This is a genomic window from Psychrobacter sp., from assembly GCF_049295055.1.
Classification (GTDB): Bacteria; Pseudomonadota; Gammaproteobacteria; order Pseudomonadales; family Moraxellaceae; genus Psychrobacter.
Map to the genome: position 1 here is coordinate 25,403 of NZ_JBAQQF010000033.1, position 21,182 is coordinate 46,584.

Consider the following 21,182-nt stretch of genomic DNA (forward strand, 5'->3'; position numbering starts at 1 on the left):
AGCTCAGTTATGACTAAAATAGTTTAGTTATGATTAATGAAGGAATACATCATTCATGGTCACGGTAGTCGAAAACATAGATCCTAAGATCAAGCTTGTCCCAGCGGTCATCAAAGAGCTGGAAGAAAAATATGCTGGTAAGTTTGTCGTGCAGCATACGGTTGATGAAATTCCAACGGTTTGGGTGGCACGTGCTGATTTATTAGACGTTCTCTTGTTCCTGCGTAAATTGCCAAAACCTTATGTCATGCTGTTTGATTTGTCAGCGATAGATGAGCGTTTGCGCCAGCATCGCCAAGGTTTGCCTGACAGTGACTTTACGGTGTTTTATCATTTAATGTCGCTTGAGCGTAATAGCGATGTGCGTATCAAGGTGGCACTCAGTGAAGACGATCTAAATGTTCCAACTGCGACACAGATTTGGCCAAATGCTAACTGGTATGAGCGCGAAGTATGGGATATGTTTGGTATTGTTGTTACTGGACATCCGCATCTAACCCGTATTCTATTACCTAAATATTGGGAAGGTCATCCACTGCGTAAAGAATATCATGCGCGTGCGACTGAATTTACCCCTTACTTCCTAAATAATGCCAAACAACAATACGAGCAAGAGAACCTGCGTTTTGTCCCTGAGGAATGGGGCATGAAGCGTTCGGGTCGTGATGAAGACTTTATGTTCTTGAACATTGGTCCTAACCATCCCTCTGCTCATGGGGCGTTCCGTTTGGTACTACAGCTTGATGGCGAAGAAGTCGTCGATTGTATTCCAGATATTGGCTATCACCATCGCGGCGCTGAAAAGATGGCTGAGCGTCAAACGTGGCACTCATTTATTCCTTATACCGACCGTATTGATTATCTCGGCGGTGTGATGAATGAGCTGCCTTACATCATGTCGGTTGAAAAGCTGGCTGGTATTACCATACCGCCTCGCGCTGAAACCATTCGCGTGATGATGAGTGAATTTTTCCGTATTACCAATAACTTACTATTCGTCGGTACTTTCATTCAGGATGCCGGTGGTATGACGCCGGTATTCTATATGTTTACCGATCGTCAAAAAGCTTATGACGTTATCGAAGCGGTAACCGGTTATCGTATGCATCCCGCTTGGTTCCGTATCGGCGGCACTGCACATGATTTACCTCGTGGCTGGCAGCGTCTGGTTCGTGAGTTCTTAGATTGGATGCCAAAACGCTTGGATGAATATGTCAAAGCGGCATTACAAAACAGCGTGCTTAAAGGTCGTACCCAAGGTGTTGCGCAATATAACACCAAGCAAGCATTAGCATGGGGCGTTACTGGTGCAGGTTTACGTGCGACAGGGTTAGATTTTGACCTACGTAAAGCGCGTCCGTACATGGGCTATGAGAATTACGACTTTGAAGTGCCAGTCGGCTATAACGGCGATGCGTATGATCGCTGTATGGTGAAAGTGGAAGAGATGCGTCAGTCTTTACGTATTATTCGTCAATGTATGGACAATATGCCACAAGGTCCTTATAAAGCGGACCATCCATTAACCGTACCACCACCGAAAGACCGCACATTGAACGATATTGAGACGTTGATTAATCACTTTATCTCTGTTTCTTGGGGTCCTGTGATGCCAGCGGGCGAATGTGCAACGATCGTTGAGGCCACTAAAGGTCTGAATAGTTATTATATAACCTCAGATAAAGCCACGATGAGCTATCGTACACGTATCCGCACCCCAACATTTGCGCATATCCAGCAAATGCCATCGGTGATTAATGGTTCGCTCGTATCTGATGCCATCATGTATCTGGCATCGATTGATATTGTGATGGCGGATTGTGACCGTTAAAGTATGTGCGGTTATGAGTTTATCGTTAGACATTTTAAAAGTAAGATAAGTTTACTATTATGTTATCGCCAAATTGGCACACCAAAACGCTGTCATTGCGCCATGAGTGCAACTCAAACAGTGGGCTGAGTGAGGAAAGAAAAAGATTATGAAAATTGTTTCCGATAAAATGCCAAAAGTAGATGTGGCAAGTATTTTGACCGCCGCAGAAATTGCGGCTATTCATGAGCATATGCATCATTATCCACATCCGCGGGCAGCGTCTTTAGATGCGCTGAAAATCGTGCAAAAGCGTAACGGTTGGGTCGATGATGCGCAAGTCAATGCCATCGCTAATATTCTAAATATTCCCATGACCGATATGGAGGGAGTGGCAACCTTCTTTAATCGTATCTATCGTCAGCCGGTTGGTCGTCATGTCATCCTTATTTGTGATTCAGTAGCGTGTTATTTGACAGGCTATGAAGCGCTTACCGCCGAACTAAAATCGCAGCTAGGTATCGACTATGGTCAAACGACGACTGATGGTCGTTTTACGCTATTGCCGATTTGCTGTTTGGGTAACTGTGACAAAAGTCCTGCGGTGTTGATTGATGAAGACACCTATGGTCCTGTACAGCCTGACGAAGTGGCGCAATTGTTGGAGCTATACGCATGAGATTAACCGTTTCAGAGCAGATTGCGCTTCGCAATCAAGGCAAAGCACCAAGCCAACTTAACGAGCAGCGCATTCCAGTCTATGGTGACAAAGCAACGGCTACCAGTGAAACCAAACCACTGACGTGGCGCCTAGCACATCACGACGCGGTATTAGATTTGGCGACTTATGAATCATTACGTGGTTTTGAAGCGCTAAAGATGGCTTTAAATCAATCACCAGATGACACTTTAAATACCATCAAAGAAGCCGTGGTAAAAGGTCGTGGCGGTGCAGGTTTCCCCGCTGGTATTAAGTGGTCGCTGATGGCACCACCTGATGGTGGCCCACGCTACTTAGTCTGTAATGCCGATGAAATGGAGCCGGGTACGTTTAAAGACCGTCTGCTGATGGAGCGTCTGCCATTACAGCTCATCGAAGGTATGCTGATTTCTGCCTACGCGATTGGTGCGACAGCCGGTTATATCTTTATCCGTGGTGAATATATTTTAGCAGCGGAGCGTCTCACCGCAGCGATTAAAGAGTTAAAAGCCAATAATCTGGTCGGCGACAACATCTTAGGGTCAGATTTTAGTTTTGATTTACACGTGCATACTGGCGTTGGTCGCTATATTTGCGGTGAAGAAACGGCATTGATTAACTGCCTAGAAGGTCGCCGTGCCAACCCTCGTACCAAACCACCATTCCCACAAGTAGCGGGAGCATGGGGTCGTCCAACCGTAGTTAATAACGTTGAAACCTTGCATAACGTCTCAGCGATTATTTTGCATGGCAGTCAATGGTATCAGGATTTACCAAAAGCAAAAGGCGTGGTTGAAACTCCTGGTACTAAGCTATTTGGTTGTTCAGGTTTAGTTAATGATCCGGGTCTTTGGGAATTGCCATTTGGTTATACGGCGCGTGAAATTATTGAAGATTTCGCTGGTGGAATGCAGGAAGGCAAAAAGCTTAAAGCATGGCTACCGGGTGGCGCTTCTACTGATTTTTTAACAGCCGATCATTTAGATACCGTCGTCGATTTCGATACCATTCAAAAAGCCGGTAGCCGTATGGGTACAGGCTTACTGATGGTCGTCGATGAAGAACAAGATATGGTGCCATTACTGCGCAACCTTGAGATTTTCTTCCAACGTGAATCATGTGGTTGGTGTACGCCATGCCGCGATGGTCTGCCTTGGGGTGTTAAATTATTGACAGCCATCAATGATGGTGAAGGTCAAATCGGTGATGTTGAAAAGTTAGAAGGTTTAACCCGTGACTTATGGATCGGTAAAACCTTCTGCGCACATGCCCCTGGCGCTATGGAACCATTGATGAGTGCAATTAAATATTTCCGTCCTGAGTTTGATCAAAAAATTGCGCAGGCGGTCGGTAAAGATGTCATTGAGGCTGCAGCCAATCAACAGCTAGATGTGAAATAAGGAGAGCGGCATGGCAGTCATACATATTGATGGAACCACTGTCGAAGTAGATAGCGCGGACAACTTGCTACAAGCATGTCTGTCACTCGGCATTGATGTGCCATATTTTTGTTATCACCCAGCCCTCGGCTCAGTAGGCTCTTGCCGTCAGTGCGCGGTTAAGCAATATCAAAGCAAAGAAGATATGGAAGCGGGTCGCGGTCGCCTGGTGATGTCATGTATGGTCGCACCAAGCGATGATATGTATATCTCGGTCACTGATGACGAAGCAAAGGCTTTTCGTAAGTCGATGGTTGAGCTGTTGATGATTAACCATCCGCATGACTGTCCAACCTGTGAAGAGGGTGGACATTGTCATTTGCAAGATATGACTTATATGTCAGGTCATAGTCGTCGTCGCTATCGCTTTACCAAACGCACCCATCATAACCAAGAGCTTGGGCCATTTATTGCGCATGAGATGAACCGTTGTATCGCTTGCTATCGCTGTGTACGTTTTTATAAAGACTATGCGGGCGGCGAAGATTTGGGTGTTTATGGCTCAAATGAACGCGTTTATTTTGGTCGTGATAAAGATGGTCAGTTTGAGAGTGAATTTTCAGGCAACTTGACTGAAGTATGTCCAACTGGTGTATTTACCGATAAGACGCATTCAGACCGTTATAATCGTAAATGGGATATGCAGTATGCGCCAAGCATCTGTCATGGCTGCTCAGCTGGCTGTAATATCTCAGCCGGTGAGCGCTATGGCGAATTGCGCCGTATTGAAAACCGTTATAACGGTGAAGTAAACCGTTACTTCTTATGTGATCGTGGTCGTTTTGGTTATGGCTATGTCAATCGTGAAGATCGTCCAACGCAAGCGCTTGAGCGTATCAATGATAAGCATGTCAAAATCAATATTAATTATGCCCTTGATGAAACTATTAAGCGCATCAAAGGTAAAAAAGTCATCGGTATTGGCTCACCACGTGCCAGTTTAGAGACCAACTTTGCGCTAAAAAATATGGTCGGCTTTGAGAATTTCTCAACGGGTCTGAACCATCAGCAGCAAGCACTGGTTAATAAATGTATTGAAGTGCTCAGCACGGAAGGCATCTATAACCCAGGTATGACCGATATTGAAAGTCATGATGCGGTACTGATTTTGGGTGAAGATATTACTCAAACCTCACCACGTGTCGCACTGTCTATACGCCAAGCGGCAAAAAACGAAGCACTCAAAATGGCGGCTGCTACCAAGACGCAATCATGGTTGGCTGAGCCTGTCAAACGTATTGCTCAAGGCGCGCAAAGCCCTGTATATATTATCGATGTCACCCAAACCAAACTTGAGGATATTAGTAAAGTTAGCGTAGTAGCAACGCCTGAAGATATCACTAAGCTTGGTTTTAAAGTCGCCGATGAAATTGCTAACTTTGCGGATGATTTCGCAGAAATAGTCGACCCAAGCACGGCTGAGCAAGATGCTGATAACACTGCTGATACTAATGTCAATACTGATCCTATGCAAGCGTTGGCACAGCAAATTGCTTATGATTTGATTCAAGCGGATAAGCCATTGGTAGTCTCTGGCAACAGCTTATCGTCTACTGCCTTAATAGAAGCAGCGGCGCAAATTACCCAAGCATTAAGCCAAAAGCGTAGCGCTATTAAAGCCACTGAACAGCATCAAGTTGAAACGAATAATGCCAAGGTTGAAGCTGCCGAAGCGCAAGCAGCAACCGTGCAACAAACCGAAGATAAAGAGCTATCTGCCAAACCAAACAAACCTGAAACAGGTGTGGATACAGAGGCGCAGGACAATGTTGAGCGTAAGCCTGCAACTAAGCTTGAATTAAAATCAGTCAATAACAATTATTCCGCCCAAGCCGGTATTTATTTAGCGGTTCCAGATGCCAATAGTATCGGTGTATGTTTGCTTGGCGGACATTCAGTTGAAGAATTGCTAGCCACTGATTTTGATGTGGTAATCGTCGCTGAAAATCAGCTGACTGATGCCATTGATGCGAATAAATTAACGCAGCTATTAACCGATAAAATAGTGATTGCGCTGGATCATCAATTACTTGATTGGCACAAAGACGTCGATATTGTATTGCCAGCGGCAAGCTTTGCTGAAGCAGACGGAACCCTCGTTTCTGCTGAAGGTCGTGCGCAGCGTTTCTTCCAAGTTTATGATAATGACTATTATCATCCGCTAAGCAGTATTAAAGAAGGCTGGCGCTGGTTACATGCGGTGCACAGCAGCTTAGAGGGTCGCGATGTCGACTGGACACAGCTCGATGATGTGATTAACGCGTTAATAGCGACGCATCCTAAGCTTGCTGGTATTAAAGAAGCCGCACCTGATGCTGATTACCGGATGACTGGTTTGAAAATTGCCCGTCAGCCGCGCCGCTACTCAGGTCGTACTTCTATGCGTGCGCCAGTTTCTGTCCATGAGCCGATGCAACCAAAAGATTTGGATACCGGTTTGACCTTTTCAATGGAAGGCTATAGCGGTAAACAAACGCCAAGTGCGATGATTCCGTTTGCAAGTGCTCCTGGCTGGAACTCACCGCAAGCTTGGAATAAATATCAAGATAAAGTCGGTGGTAGCCTTAGAAATGGTGATCCAGGTGTACGCTTGTTCGACCGTTTAGAGCGCCTACCGACGCGTCAATATGTTGCGCCAGAAGCGATGTCTTCGACCACAACGGATATGCAGCAAGGACAAGCTAAGCTAGTGCCTATTTATAATATCTATGCCAGCTCAATGATGGCGTCACGTAGCCCAGTCGTTGCAGAACAATTAATTGTAGCTACATGGCATGTCGGTATTGATGATGCTAAAGAGTGGGGTCTGGTTACTGGCGATTATTTAGCCATTGAGATTGATAAACAGAAAATCACTTTGCCTATTCAGCTTGTTGGTTATTTAGCAGAAGGCTGTATTGGTTATCCCGTTGGGCAGGTGAGTATTATTCATCCATCGATGCCAGCATCGGTACGCAAAGTGGATGCACCAATCACGATGATGGGTAGCATCGCTAATGACATTAATAGTATTGCTTTAAATAATGCTGAAAATAATAATAACCGCACAACGCCAGCCACTGTAGCTACTACAGCGCCGACCACCACACAGGAGGTGTAATATGCAAGTTACCCGTATTATCCCTGATGTGCCAAGCTTTTTTGCTGGTATGATGACCTTTGATACATGGTCTATACTTTTTATGGTTGTACAATCGCTGGTCATCTTTTTAGTGGTGGTGATTGTCGCTGCTATGATGATTGTTTATGAGCGCCGGATGCTTGCTTTATGGCAAGACCGTTATGGTCCAAACCGTGTTGGACCATTTGGTTCGTTGCAATTGGTTGCTGATATGCTCAAAATCTTCTTTAAAGAAGATTGGACGCCAAATTTTACCGATAAGTTTATGTTCACCTTGGCGCCAGCGGTGGCGATGTTTACCGCATTGGCCTCATTTGCCATTATTCCCATTTCACCAACTCTTGGGGTCGCTGATTGGGATATTGGTATCTTATTCTTCTTTGCCATGGCAGGTATTGCAGTCTACGCCGTGTTATTCGGTGGTTGGGCGTCCGCTAATAAATTCTCGCTACTCGGCGGTTTACGTTCAGCCGCGCAAACGATTAGTTATGAAGTGTTCTTAGGCCTATCGTTAATGGGCGTAGTAGCACTGACTGGCTCATTTAACTTACGTGCCATTGTCGAAGCGCAAGCTGATGGTTGGTATATCATCCCGCAATTCTTTGGTTTTTTAACCTTTGTCGTTGCAGGTGTTGCGGTAACCCATAGACATCCATTTGATCAGCCAGAAGCAGAGCAAGAGCTTGCTGAAGGTTATCATGTTGAATACTCTGGCATGAAGTTTGGTATGTTCTTTATTGGCGAATATGTCAACGTCGTTCTGATTTCTGCGCTAATGACGTGTCTATTTTTTGGTGGTTGGTTGGCACCGTTTAATTTAGATATTCCATTTATTCCACCAGCTTTTTGGTTCATGATTAAGACGCTATTCTTTATGACCATGTTTATTTTGGCTCGAGGCTCACTCATGCGCCCGCGCTATGATCAGGTGATGAACTTTGGCTGGAAAGTCTGTCTGCCGGTAACGTTGATTAACCTATTGGTTACTGCTGCAGTTATTTTGATTTTTTCCCCAACGTTGTAATCGTTACTGTTACTAGCCCATCACTGATGAACTAGAGTAAAGCTGATAAGGATAATAATCCCATGTTTACTGCTATAAAAAAGACTATCATTGGACTATTTACCATTGTCCGCAGCATGTGGATGGTCAATAGTCATGCTATCAGACCGCGCGATACCATTCTTTATCCTGAAGTGCCGGTACCTGTACCGCCGCGCTTTCGTGGACGCATTATCTTGTCTCGTGACCCTGACGGCGATGAGCGCTGTGTTGCTTGTAACTTATGCGCCGTGGCATGTCCAGTCGGCTGTATCTCACTACAAAAAGCAGAACGTGAAGATGGTCGCTGGTATCCAGAGTTCTTCCGGATTAATTTTTCACGCTGTATTTTTTGCGGTTTATGTGAAGAAGCCTGTCCAACGACAGCGATTCAAATGACTCCTGATTTTGAGATGGGTGAATACGTCCGTCAAGATTTGGTCTACGAAAAAGAGCATTTGCTGATTTCAGGACCGGGTAAATATCCCGATTATAACTATTATCGCGTGACAGGTATGGCGGTAGCAGATAAACCAAAAGGAGCGGCGCAAAATGAAGCTGCACCGATTGATCTAAGGAGCTTGCTACCATAATGAATATATTAAACCATCCTGAATTAGCAGGGTTTTATTCGCTCGCAGCCGTGGCAATATTTGCCAGTTTGCGTGTGGTGACCCAAGCCAATCCAGTCCACGCTATTTTATCGATGATTGTGTCATTGCTAGCAATCGCCGGTATATTCTTTGTGATAGGGGCGCCATTTGCTGGTGCCCTTGAAATTGTTGTCTATGCTGGTGCTATTATGGTGCTGTTTGTCTTTGTTATTATGATGCTGAATTTAGGCATGCGCAATGACGAGCGGGAAGAGCGCTGGCTTGATGCTGGCACTTGGGCGATACCGACTGGGCTTACGATTATCATCGCGGTTGTGCTGTATGCGATGATTGGTCTTAATCATGACGAAGCAGCCGTAATTGGTGGGTCAACTATTTCAGCCAAAGCGGTAGGCACGGTCTTATTTACTAAATATATTATGTTGATAGAAGTAGCTGCATTGCTACTATTGGCTGCTTTGGTTGCCGCTTATCATTTGGGCAAAGAGTCTATCGATGATGAGATTATCGGTAACGATAGCCTAGCACGTAACGCTAATGTAGCCAGTATCGAACAATATGATGATAACGGCATGCCAATAGATACTGATAAGGTAACAATGCCTGAACCATACGAATATAAAGATGTCGACCCGCATGACTATGTTGGCATGAAGGTGGGCATGAAAGCAGGTACGCAGTTGGGTGAGAATAAAGTCACGCGCAAGGAGTCAGACTGATGTTACTAGCAGCGAGCGTGGCACAAGAGGTTGTGAACGTGCCGTTTGCCCACGAGGTAGCAGGCTTAGTGCAGCCGGTTGCTGAGGCGCAGAATGTACTGGGTATGATACCCATGAGCCATGGATTGATTTTGGCAGGTATCTTGTTTGCTATTGGTCTGTGCGGTGTCATGGTAAGGCGTAATTTCTTATTTATGCTGATGAGTCTTGAGATCATGATGAATGCGACAGCACTGGCATTTGTGGTGGCAGGTAGCCGCTGGGTCGATCCAGATGGACAGATTATGTTCATCTTTATTCTGACGCTAGCAGCAGCCGAGGCAGCTATTGGTTTGGCAATATTATTGCGGTTTTATCATCAGCGTGGGCATCTCGATGTCGACAGCGCCAATGAGATGAAAGGATGATGTCATGAATTTATTACCATTAACCTTTATATTCCCGCTCGTTGGCTTTTTGATTTTAGCCTTTATGCGCGACAAGTTAAGCGAGCAGGTGGCAGCGATTGTCGGTGTCGGTAGTATGCTGTTATCAGCGCTATGCACCCTGATTGTGAGCTATACCTTTTTAACTAGTAATCCAGCCGGAACCGTCGTAGAGATTCCGTTATGGACGTGGTTTCAAGTCGGTGACTTTGCACCGAATTTTGGCTTAAGCTTTGATGGCTTAGCATTGACCATGATTGGAGTTGTTACCGGCGTTGGCTTTTTAATCCATCTATTTGCCGCATGGTACATGAAAGGCGAGACTGGCTTTGCGCGCTTCTTTAGTTATATGAACTTGTTCGTCGCTAGTATGTTGTTACTGGTATTGGCGGATAATTTGTTCTTACTCTATCTTGGCTGGGAAGGCGTTGGTATTTGTTCTTACTTGCTAATTGGTTTTTATTATCAAGACCGCGCCAATGGTCGTGCAGCGATGAAGGCCTTTACCGTTACCCGTGTTGGTGATGTGTTCTTAGCTTTTGGTTTGTTTTTATTATTCCGCGAATTTGGTACGCTTAATATTCAAGAGATCATTACTCGTGCTCCGGAAGTTTTTGATATCAATAATCCAACGATGATTTTGACGACCATGATGTTGGTTGGTGGTGCGATGGGCAAATCAGCGCAGCTACCGCTACATACATGGTTGGCTGATGCGATGGCAGGCCCAACGCCAGTATCAGCATTGATTCACGCGGCAACCATGGTTACCGCTGGTGTTTATCTGATTGCTCGTTTACATCCGCTATTTATATTGACGCCTGGCGTATTACTGTACTGGGTTGGGGCAGTGGGTGCCTTGACGCTCGTCGTTGCTGGCTTTTGTGCGCTGGCACAAACGGACATCAAGCGTATTCTTGCTTATTCAACCATGAGCCAAATCGGCTATATGTTCTTAGCACTCGGTGTGGGTGCATGGCAAGGCGCTATCTTCCATTTGATGACCCATGCTTTCTTTAAAGCGTTGCTATTCTTATCATCTGGTGCAGTCATCCTTGCGGTACACCATGAGCAAAATATCTTTAAGATGGGCGGTTTACGTAAGAAAATACCTTTGGTGTTTTGGTGCTATATCGTCGGTGGCGGTGCACTAGCGGCTATACCTTGGGTCACCGTTGGTTTTTATTCTAAAGAAGCGATTCTTTGGGAAAGTTATGCAACTGGTCATATGGTCTTATTCTATATGGGTGTGTTTGGTGCCTTCTTAACCGCACTTTATACCTTCCGTATGATTTGGATTATCTTCTTTGGTGAAGAAAAAACGCCTGCGCACAAGTTGTCTGGTGTGTCGTATTGGTTGCCGCTTAGCGTGCTACTGGTATTATCAACGGCCGTTGGTGCATTTATTACGCCACCATTACAAGGCGTATTGCCAGAGAGCGTTGGTCACTTATTAGAAGTTGCTGGTCAAGCGCATGGTAAGCATACGGCTGAGTTTATCGCGATGGGTGCGATGGCAGCAGGCTTGATATTGGCGGTGCTATTATATGTCGTTAATAAAGGTCGCATGCTGACAAGCTTTAAGCGCACACGTATAGGTGGGGCGTTATATTATTGGTGCTATCACGGTATGGGCTTTGACGCGCTATACGATATAGTTTTTGTAAAACCCTTTTTGTTCATCGGCCGCTTATTTAAAGCCGATCCTGTTGATAAAACGTGGCTCATTTTACCTAAGCTGATATCAGCTGGTAATAAGGTATTGTCTGCGACACAAACAGGGTCACTTCGAGGTTATGCTGCAAGCTTTGGCTTGGGTATGGCTGTGCTGTTGGTGCTGGTAATGATGACGGTGGTATAAGATGATACAGTTACAACAAACGTGGATGCTGCCAGCATTAATAGCCATTCCTTTTATTGCAGGATTGCTATGCTGGCTGGTTGAACGCTTTAATAAACGTTTACCGCGATGGATTGCCTTAATTGGTATGACATTGACCTTTGTATTGTCAATGGTACTGTGGCAATACGGTGATTTTTCTGGCATGAGTAAACAAGTCATTGCACCAGATGCTGCTGTGCCTTGGGTTGCTGAGTTCAGTGTGCCTTGGATACCAAGCTTTGGTATCAGCTTCCATTTAGCGTTAGATGGTTTATCGCTGATGATGGTTGCCTTAACTGGATTACTTGGTGTTGCGGCAGTTGCTTGTTCGTGGAATGAGATTCAGCGCCGTGTTGGCTTCTTCCATCTCAACCTGTTGTGGAGCTTGGGCGGTGTTATTGGTGTGTTTTTAGCCATTGACCTGTTCTTATTCTTCTTCTTTTGGGAGATGATGCTGGTTCCTATCTACTTCCTGATTGCCATTTGGGGTCATGATGTTGTTGGTGGTAAGACTAAAGAATACGCAGCGACTAAATTCTTCATTTATACCCAAGCTTCTGGGCTTATCATGCTCATCGGTATTTTGGTATTGGTCATTATCAGCTACGCTCAAAAAGGCGTGGTTAGCTTTAATTATAATGACTTGCTCGGTACGCCACTTGGCGGCTGGGAATATCCGATCATGCTGTGCTTCTTCATTGGTTTTGCGGTTAAGTTGCCTATTATTCCTTTCCACGGCTGGTTGCCTGATGCGCATGCGCAAGCACCAACGGCGGGTTCGGTGGATTTGGCAGGGGTTTTGATTAAAACTGCTGCTTATGGTCTGATTCGTTTTGTTTTGCCATTATTTCCAGCTGCGTCACAAGACTTTGCGCCGATTGCCATGACCTTAGGCACGATCGGTATCTTCTATGGTGCATGGCTCGCCTTTATGCAGACCGATATGAAGCGTTTGCTCGCTTATACCAGTATCTCGCATATGGGTTTTGTTGTGTTGGCAATCTATGCCGGAAGCTTGTTAAGCTTACAAGGTTTGATGATTCAAATGCTGGCACATGGTTTAAGCTCAGCGGCACTGTTTATCATGGCAGGGCAGTTATATGAGCGCTTGCATACTCGTGATATAACCTTGATGGGTGGTATGTGGGGTCAGTTCCGTTATTATGCACCGATACTGATGTTTTTCTGTGCCGCCTTGCTTGGTATTCCAGGTACAGGTAACTTCATCGGCGAGTTCATGATTTTACTAGGGGCGTTTGCTCAGTATCCCGTGTTTGTCGTATTTGCGACATTCAGCTTGGTATTGGCAGGTTTGTACTCACTTATCTTGATTCATCGTGCGTTATTCGGTGCTAACAATACTAAAGAATTGGCACTGCGAGAAACCAAGTCGCATGGTTTGCCAGAGCGTCCCTTAAAAGACTTAGGCAAGCGTGAGTTGTCATTACTATTAATGCTTGCAGCAGGATTGGTATGGCTCGGACTGTATCCACAACCGTTCCTTGATACCTCAAGTCACGCGATGCAGTGGATTAATAATGCTTATGTATACAGTCAAGTGACACAAGTAGATGCATCGCAGCTGCTTGATGCAATGGAGGCACGTTAAGTCATGAATAATTTTACGATGAATGATTTGATGGGGCTACTGCCTTATGCCCCCATTATTACGGTAGTCATTACGGTATTGGTGGTTATGATTGCCATCGCTATTAAGCGCTCACATATGGTGACCGGTACCATTTCGGTCATCGGTCTCAATATCGGTCTGTTTATTTTGCTTGGGCAAATGGCAGGTATAGTCGATAGTGGCACGCTCGTACCAGCGGCTGAGCAGTTATTCGTTATCGATAACTTTGCGCAGTTCAATATGGTGATTATCTTTATCTGTGCATTGGCATGTTGTACGTTGTCCTATGCCTATTTAGCAGATTTAAAAGACCATAAAGAAGAGCTGTACTTGCTCATGTTGCTATCAACGGTTGGCGCATTGCTTATGGTAAGCGCGCAGCATTTGGCATCATTCTTTATGAGTTTAGAGATGCTGTCTATACCGCTGTACGGCATGCTGTCATATACCTATATGCGTAAGCGCTCGCTTGAGTCAGGTCTGAAGTATTTAGTGCTATCAGCGACGGCATCAGCAACCTTATTAATGGGTATGGCGTTTATTTATGCAGAAGTAGGTTCGCTGGCTTTTAAACCTATCAGTATGACCTTGGTCAATGTCTTTGAGTCGCCACTGTTGATCGTAGGTGCGGCGATGATGATGTTTGGTATTGCCTTTAAACTCTCTGCCGCTCCTTTTCATATGTGGACGCCGGATGTTTATGAGGGCGCACCTGCACCTATCGCTACCTATTTAGCATCGGTATCAAAAGTAGCTATGATGGCGCTTGCGGTTCGTTTCTTAATTGATACGTCTTTATTGGCGCTACCATCCGTACAAATGCTGCTAATGGTGATGGCAACCTTATCAATTCTAGTAGGCAACGTATTAGCCGTACGCCAAACCAGTCTCAAACGTCTATTGGGTTATTCGTCAATTGCTCATATGGGTTACGTACTTATCGTAATTGTCAGCATTGGCTCAGCCGCTGATAGTATCTCTAGCATGTATATGGCCGTTTATGCCTTTACCTCTATCGGTGCCTTTGGTGTCGTGACTCTGATGTCGAGCCCTTATCGCTTGTCTGGTGAAGCCGATCAATTGATCCATTATCAGGGCTTGTTTTGGCGCCGTCCGGTATTGACCGGCGTCATGACCATCATGATGTTGTCTTTAGCGGGTATTCCATTGACTGCAGGCTTTATTACTAAGCTGTTCGCTATACTTGCTGCCGTACAAGGTACCAACTGGTTCTTGGCAGCGATGATTATCTTAGGTAGTGCAATTGGCTTGTTCTACTACTTGCGCGTTATGCTCACGCTATTTAAACGCCCGAAACAGTTTATTGAGTTTGACGTTTCTGGACAATGGGGTCTACGTACTGGCGGTATCATGGTCATTGCGGTAACGGCGCTTATTGTATTCTTTGGCGTATTACCAAACAGTATGATTGAATGGGCAAGCTTAGCTCGTATTTGGTAAGCACGAAAAGCATAAAGTAAGTAGCGGTACGTTGATGTTGTTACCTATTGATTGTTACGGTTAGAAAACTAAGATGCGCCCGCTTTGTGATAAGCTTGGCGCATCTTTTTTGTTCGTGTTATTAGATTTATAAAAATAAATATTAATAAAATATGGGGAATTTATTATTATGAGTGACAATATTCAAAGGGTAACCGTACTCAGTAAAACTACTTGGACGCCGGATTTATTTAGTTTTACTGTTAGCCGTCCTGATAGCTTTAAATTCACTGCTGGGCAATTCGTGCGTTTGGGCGTCAATCCCAGTCAGTTACAGCATTATAAGCAGTCAAGTAAAGTATCTAGTGAAGTCCTTGCTGATTCGGGCGATGAAACGGCTGATACCGCATTAAACGAAGACATCTTTCGGGCTTATTCAATTGTATCTTCACCCTTTGATGAGATATTAGAGTTTTTCTCTATCGTCATTCCTGATGGCGCATTTACCTCACAGTTGCAACATCTGCAAGTAGGCGATGAGCTGTTGCTTAATACCATGCCTTTTGGGTTCTTAACCTTAGCGCGTTATCAGAAGCCGCTGCCAAAAGATTTATGGCTATTGGCGACCGGTACTGGGCTTGCACCTTTCTTATCTATGCTACAAGATTTAAAAACATGGCAAGATTATGAACATATCGTATTAGCGTATAGTGCACGCTCAGCAGCAGAGTTGGCCTACGTTGAGAAAATTGAAAGCCTACAAGAAGACTTTGGCTCTTTAGTCGATAATCCTGCAAAATTAATTTTTATACCGATCGTTACCCGTGAGCCTATCGAAGGTGCGCTGACTGAACGTCTGCCAAAACTGCTATTAGACGGAACCTTACAAGAGCGAGCTGGGATTGCTTTAGATATTGATAGCACCCACATCATGCTATGCGGCAATCCAGAGATGGTAGAAGATACTAAAGAAACTTTGAAGTCGCTAGGCTTGATCATGAATCGTCGCGGTGAAGGCAATATAGCGGTAGAAAACTACTGGTAGTGGCATGCTTAATTTGAATGCATTATGAATTTCTTTATAAAAAAACGCTAACTCTAAAAGACTATTGTCTCTAAGAGTTAGCGTTTTTTATAAAGAATAATAGTTAAACTTGGCTTGGCACGGTCGCGTCATCAATCGGGTTGATAGGACCTTGCATCAGCTCAGGTTCATCTTTATCGCTAATGATATCTTCGTTATTACTGGACGCTAATAAATCTCGATAGTTAATTTGCGCCTTCAAAATCATTTGTTCTTCTTCAAGCTCACCATAATTCACTTGTACTTTATGCAAGGTGCTGATGATTTTTTTATTACCTTTCAACCAGCGATTGATATCAATATAAATGATCTCGTCTTTTGCGCGAGCAATATTGATATAAGACAAAATAAAGCCTAACGGGTCTTTTTTGAGAATACTGTGATAGAACCAAATAAATAGCTTGATACCTTGGCGCTTGATAAAAGATTCACAGCGTAGATTAAGAACGTCGGTATAAGTTTGTTGACCAAAGACAAAGCGCTGAACGTTGCGATCAAGCTGTACATGAACCAAGCTAAAGTTACTCGCCACCTCCGCATAAATTCCGCCGGCATCAACCGTACAGTATAAGCGAAACCAGTCATCATGCATCTCAACGCGCAGCTCTAAGATTGCCTTAACGTTGTCTGTGACGAATTTTTGCAGCGCATCATTGACGTATGTTTGCGCCACTGGTAGCGCTAGTTCATCTTCAAGCTTACCGGTCGTTCTCTGATAGATATCTTTAATCGTTTGGGTAAGGCGATCCCAACCATCGCTGAATGAATCGTCAAAGCGATAGCCGATATTTTCAAAAAATTCATCAAAGTTGTTTGAATGATCAATATGATCAAAGTTATCAGAATTACTCAAACTTATTATCCTTATAATTATCGCAGTCTTTATCTAGTTAGTGGCGTATAAAGCGGTTAATACGATACCTATAAAACAGTATATATGAAAATAGAGTTGTGCAAAATGAACGGCTACGTTTCGTCATCATTCATTTGTTTATGATACTGGATGCTTTTGTCTCTTAATGACCACTATGGTCAGATAATACCTACTCAGATAACACCTATTCAAATAATACCTATAATACCAAACGATAATAATAATAGTAGGCAGGCAGGTTAATGCTCGCAGTATACGGTTGTGCTAGCGATACAATTCTATGCCATGTTATGATAGCGCCGGCATGAGACGACAGGCGCTAATATTAGCACGCTTATTGCCGATTGCCCTTATATTCATAAGCTGAGACCGACTGTGGCCTATATAAAAGACTCACAAAGCTACCATTTTTCAACGCAAGCGCCGAAACGGGATATCAGCTTGCCGATGGCTATCGTCATTGCCGTAACGGCCCATGCACTACTTATTTTTGGTGTCAGCTTTTCGATGGGGCAAGACCCTGCTGGATTGATGCAAGATGTTGCCAAAGCATTGACTGATGACATGCAGCTGAATGAAGATGCACAATTTATTGCCAATGCATCGCAAGAAGGTGGCGGCACGGTGCAAGAGCAGTTACGACAAGAAACCGACCAAAGCAGTCCATTATCTGCTGAGAAAATGAGCGAAACGCAAGATGTCATTAGTTTGCAGCGTCAAGTTCGTCAGCAGCGCTATCAAGAAAGCTACCTACGTACTACGCTAAGCTGGCGTCAAGCGAGCGTAGAATCTGATAACGATAGTAAGCAAGCGCAAGATGATATGATGGCGCAAGAGGAGCGGCTGCGTAAGCAAATCGCAACGCTGGAGGCTCAGCTGTCTCAGCGTCAACAAATCTATGCGACCAAATCAAAAGTAGTAACCATGGATAGCAACTCAACGACGCACGGTGCCGCAGCTGATTATATTAACACCTTCCGTGAGCACGTTGAGCGCGTTGGTAATCTGCAATATCCTACCCAAGCGCGTGCGCAAGGCATCACCGGCGAAGTGCGTTTGATGGTGATTATCGCGAACGACGGTAATATCAAAGCCATTCGTCTGCTTGAAAGCTCAAACTCGACGATATTAGATGAAGCTGCTAAGCAGTCAGTCCGGCAAGCGGCGCCATTCGGTAAATTTACTGCAGACATGAAAGATATTGTCGAGTTGCGTCTGATACGTACTTATCGCTACAGCGATATAGTAGAAGTAACTTATTAATAGAAGTGACCTATTAGAAGTGACCTATTAGAAGTGACTTACTAACAGTAGTCCTGCATTTTTGACGTATTAATTAAAGTATCAAATACATAACACACAGATATAGAGTAATGAGTAAGCATGGAATTTTTAGGTTTTACCCTTGATGTTGCCACTTTAACCAATAACGCCTTGAGCATTGCTGCCAAAGTAGCGCTAGCGCTGCTGATATTTATTATCGGGCGCTGGCTTGCCAAAAAAGCGGTGACATTCGCGCATAAAATCATGACCCGTAGCCATCTAGATGATACCGTGGCTAACTTTTTAGGTCGTCTTATATATGGTTTATTGCTGGTAGTCGTTGCTTTGGCAGCACTGAGTAAAGTAGGCGTGCAGACTACATCAGTAGTTGCTATCTTGGGCGGTGCGGCGGTTGCGATTGGTTTGTCACTGAAAGATCAACTATCAAACTTCGCTGCTGGCATCATGATTGTGACTTTTCGCCCCTTTGTACGCGGTGATTATGTGCAAATTAGTAGCCATACCGGTACGGTCACAGAAATCACTTTGGTGAATACGCATTTAACGACGACTAACAATCATGATGTTATTATTCCCAATAGCAGTATTACTACTTCAGCCGTTGTCAATTACACCGCACTGCCAAATCGCCGCGTCGATATTACCGTAGGCATAGGCTATGATGCTGATATCAAGACCGCTAAAGATGTGATGCTACATCTGGCAACCAGCAATCCAAAGGCATTTACTGATCCTGCACCGGTCATCCGTGTCACCAATTTGGGCGATAACTCCGTTGATCTCACCTTGAATGTTTGGACGACTAATGATGATTGGTGGTCAATGCAATGTGATTTATTGGAGCAATTTAAATATGCACTGGATGATAATAAAATTGATATGCCATTCCCGCAGCGCAGTGTTCATGTTAAAGGGCTTGATCAGATGATTAATCAGATGGATCAAGCACAAAAAATCACTATGAAAAAAGATTAGATATAAGGATTTGGGATATTGAGCTCTGCCAAAATCTCAATCTCAAAGCTTTCCATCTCATCTTGCTCAGCTTGTCCAAGCTCATGATCAAAACCGAGTAGATGCAGTATGCCATGGATTAGTAAATGGCTAATATGCTGCACCGCTTCTTTATTCTGCTCTGCGGCTTCACGTAGTATAACCGCATGGCAAATCACTAGCTCGCCAAGTGGCAATGTTGGCATCAGTCCAATAATAGCTGCCGGTAAGTCGCTTGGATAAGATAGGATATTGGTTGCATAGTCTTTTTCACGCGCTTCTAAATTCAGCTCGCGAGCCTCATCTTCATCGGTAATATAAATATCGAGCGCTTTTATTTTTTCTTGCCATTGTTCAACATCGATATCCTCAAAATAAGGCAGTGTTAGACCGCTTTTTAAGTGTTTATCGATATATGTAAGCGTTGCCATCATGACTGAGTGTAAGTATTCACGACTATAATAATTATTAATTATCTCGTCATCAATGCTTTCACTGGCGCTGATATCAAGAGCGTCTAAGCTTTCGTTGCTATTGAAATTACTATCAAAACTGTTGGTAAAATTATCGTCAACATTATTGCTAGCATCGTTATTACTGTCTTGGCTCATACCATAATCCTTTTATTTCTACATCAATTTAAAAGTAGCTAACAGTAAAAAACCGGATATCAAATCCGGTTTTTTACTTCTAATCTATATACTAAGATAGATTACAGATTGGCAGCCGCATCTGCTATCGCTTGTTTACGCTCTTGTTCAGCGATAAAACGCGCTTGCTTACGTTTTTCTTCTAGTACCAATTGCTCATCATCATAAACATCATAAGCTTCAACAATTTTTTGTACCAACTGATGGCGTACCACATCTTTTGAGTCAAATTTTGTGATACGAATCTCTTCGATACCACTTAAGATTTCCATTGCCTGTGCCAGCCCTGACTTAGTACCACGTGGCAAATCGACCTGTGTGATGTCACCAGTAATAACGGCTCGTGAGCCAAAGCCCAAGCGCGTCAAAAACATCTTCATCTGCTCAGGCGTGGTATTTTGCGCTTCGTCCAAAATAACAAACGAGTTATTTAAAGTACGACCGCGCATATAGGCAAGCGGAGCGATTTCAATGATTTGCTTTTCAATCATCTTACCAACTTTCTCAAATCCAATCATCTCATACAGCGCATCGTATAAAGGACGTAGATACGGATCGATTTTTTGCGTTAAGTCACCGGGTAAAAACCCTAGTTTTTCACCCGCTTCTACTGCTGGACGTACGAGCAAAATGCGTTCAATCTCATTGCGCTCAATCATATCAACGGCACAAGCAACGGCAAGATAAGTTTTACCGGTACCAGCTGGGCCAATACCAAACGACACATCAGAGGATAAAATATCCTTAACATAGCGTTGCTGATTGCCACCACGTGGAATGATTTTGCCATTACGGGTACGCAGGCTAACTGGTGTAAATTCGCTCGCCAAGTCTAAGCGCTCTTCATCAACCAGTTGCTCATCCTCTTCTACATCCTCATCGCGTGCGATGCTTGATTGGATAATAAGATGTAGCTCTGCTGCGCTGATGTCTTTGGTGTTTTGCGCTTCATCGACCATTTTATAAATAATACGTTCGCCGCGTTCGACACCCAATATGTCGCCACTCAGACAGAAGTCACCTTGGCGTTGGCTAATTTTGATATCGAGGCGTTCTTGAATGTATTTCATGTGATTATTATATTCACCAAGCACAGTTTTGAGTTGTGCTGGGGTTAAGGATTCAAATTTGATACGGCGGCTCATGGAATCAGTCAAGCGATTATCCTTGTGTTGGTTGCCCGCTGCTATGATTATTGCTTCTATGCTGCATAGTCAAACGGGCTTAAGAGATAAAATGGTTAGTTGTGCTTTATTGCTTTTAGATAGTAGAAATGAACGTGACGGCAAAGTAGCTGTTAGTTTGAGTAGCTGTTAGTTTAACGAATAGTAAGTTTGGTTAATCATAAGTTTGATGAATGATAAGTTTGATGAATGATAAGTTTGATGAATGATAAGTAAATGTTCTGTCTTCATTATGGTAGATAGATTTTAAATTTCAAGCTATATCAAGGCAGGTAGCGCTTTGTTTTTTGT

17 protein-coding genes are annotated in these 21,182 nt (G+C 44.0%); 14 read left to right on the plus strand and 3 right to left on the minus strand.

What is annotated here, in order from left to right; translation table 11 throughout:
* The first annotated feature begins 55 nt into the window (after positions 1-55).
* From nuoC to WAZ74_RS04265, 12 genes are all read left to right on the plus strand, one after another.
* Positions 56-1,831 (plus strand): NADH-quinone oxidoreductase subunit C/D, encoded by a 1,776-nt coding sequence (gene nuoC / locus WAZ74_RS04210; RefSeq protein WP_422306123.1) that lies wholly within the window; start codon positions 56-58, stop codon positions 1,829-1,831.
* Positions 1,832-1,979: 148 nt separating this feature from the next.
* Entirely contained in the window at positions 1,980-2,489 is a 510-nt protein-coding gene (nuoE, locus tag WAZ74_RS04215) for an NADH-quinone oxidoreductase subunit NuoE (protein ID WP_422306125.1), read from the plus strand.
* Positions 2,486-3,910, plus strand: coding sequence for an NADH-quinone oxidoreductase subunit NuoF (nuoF, locus tag WAZ74_RS04220; RefSeq protein WP_422306127.1), 1,425 nt, complete (start codon positions 2,486-2,488; stop codon positions 3,908-3,910). Before nuoE ends, nuoF begins: the two co-directional genes overlap by 4 nt.
* A gap of 10 nt (positions 3,911-3,920) precedes the next feature.
* Entirely contained in the window at positions 3,921-7,049 is a 3,129-nt protein-coding gene (gene nuoG / locus WAZ74_RS04225) for an NADH-quinone oxidoreductase subunit NuoG (protein ID WP_422306129.1), read from the plus strand.
* A gap of 49 nt (positions 7,050-7,098) precedes the next feature.
* Positions 7,099-8,094, plus strand: coding sequence for an NADH-quinone oxidoreductase subunit NuoH (gene nuoH, locus WAZ74_RS04230; RefSeq protein ID WP_422306414.1), 996 nt, complete (start codon positions 7,099-7,101; stop codon positions 8,092-8,094).
* Positions 8,095-8,156: 62 nt separating this feature from the next.
* Complete coding sequence (gene nuoI / locus WAZ74_RS04235) at positions 8,157-8,705, plus strand: NADH-quinone oxidoreductase subunit NuoI (protein WP_422306131.1); 549 nt, start codon at positions 8,157-8,159, stop codon at positions 8,703-8,705.
* Positions 8,705-9,445 (plus strand): NADH-quinone oxidoreductase subunit J, encoded by a 741-nt coding sequence (nuoJ, locus tag WAZ74_RS04240; RefSeq protein WP_422306133.1) that lies wholly within the window; start codon positions 8,705-8,707, stop codon positions 9,443-9,445. The genes nuoI and nuoJ overlap by 1 nt, the downstream gene beginning before the upstream one ends.
* Before the next feature lie 98 nt (positions 9,446-9,543).
* The gene (gene nuoK / locus WAZ74_RS04245; protein ID WP_045445153.1) at positions 9,544-9,852 is read left to right on the plus strand and encodes an NADH-quinone oxidoreductase subunit NuoK; all 309 of its coding nucleotides are present in this window, start codon (positions 9,544-9,546) and stop codon (positions 9,850-9,852) included.
* Positions 9,853-9,856: 4 nt separating this feature from the next.
* Positions 9,857-11,731, plus strand: a complete 1,875-nt coding sequence (gene nuoL / locus WAZ74_RS04250; RefSeq protein WP_422306135.1) for an NADH-quinone oxidoreductase subunit L — start codon at positions 9,857-9,859, stop codon at positions 11,729-11,731.
* A gap of 1 nt (position 11,732) precedes the next feature.
* Positions 11,733-13,361 (plus strand): NADH-quinone oxidoreductase subunit M, encoded by a 1,629-nt coding sequence (nuoM, locus tag WAZ74_RS04255; RefSeq protein ID WP_422306137.1) that lies wholly within the window; start codon positions 11,733-11,735, stop codon positions 13,359-13,361.
* A gap of 3 nt (positions 13,362-13,364) precedes the next feature.
* Positions 13,365-14,843 carry an NADH-quinone oxidoreductase subunit N gene (locus tag WAZ74_RS04260; RefSeq protein ID WP_422306139.1) on the plus strand — a complete coding sequence of 493 codons (1,479 nt, stop codon included), beginning with the start codon at positions 13,365-13,367 and terminating at the stop codon, positions 14,841-14,843.
* Positions 14,844-15,012: 169 nt separating this feature from the next.
* Positions 15,013-15,867, plus strand: a complete 855-nt coding sequence (locus WAZ74_RS04265; protein WP_422306141.1) for a ferredoxin--NADP reductase — start codon at positions 15,013-15,015, stop codon at positions 15,865-15,867.
* Positions 15,868-15,970: 103 nt separating this feature from the next.
* Here the strand turns inward: WAZ74_RS04265 and WAZ74_RS04270 are convergent, their stop codons facing one another.
* Positions 15,971-16,777 carry a hypothetical protein gene (locus tag WAZ74_RS04270; RefSeq protein WP_422306418.1) on the minus strand — a complete coding sequence of 269 codons (807 nt, stop codon included), beginning with the start codon at positions 16,775-16,777 and terminating at the stop codon, positions 15,971-15,973.
* A gap of 378 nt (positions 16,778-17,155) precedes the next feature.
* On the opposite strand from WAZ74_RS04270, the gene WAZ74_RS04275 reads away from it, so the two are divergent.
* Both WAZ74_RS04275 and WAZ74_RS04280 read left to right on the plus strand, forming a co-directional pair.
* Entirely contained in the window at positions 17,156-18,043 is an 888-nt protein-coding gene (locus tag WAZ74_RS04275; protein WP_422306143.1) for an energy transducer TonB, read from the plus strand.
* A 120-nt stretch (positions 18,044-18,163) separates the two neighbouring features.
* Positions 18,164-19,039, plus strand: a complete 876-nt coding sequence (locus WAZ74_RS04280) for a mechanosensitive ion channel family protein (protein WP_422306145.1) — start codon at positions 18,164-18,166, stop codon at positions 19,037-19,039.
* Here WAZ74_RS04280 and ybeY read toward each other — a convergent pair.
* Both ybeY and WAZ74_RS04290 read right to left on the minus strand, forming a co-directional pair.
* Positions 19,036-19,668: an rRNA maturation RNase YbeY gene (ybeY, locus tag WAZ74_RS04285; RefSeq protein WP_422306147.1), complete on the minus strand. Its 633-nt coding sequence runs from the start codon at positions 19,666-19,668 to the stop codon at positions 19,036-19,038. The genes WAZ74_RS04280 and ybeY overlap by 4 nt on opposite strands.
* Before the next feature lie 101 nt (positions 19,669-19,769).
* Entirely contained in the window at positions 19,770-20,852 is a 1,083-nt protein-coding gene (locus WAZ74_RS04290; protein ID WP_422306420.1) for a PhoH family protein, read from the minus strand.
* Positions 20,853-21,182 lie beyond the last annotated feature (330 nt).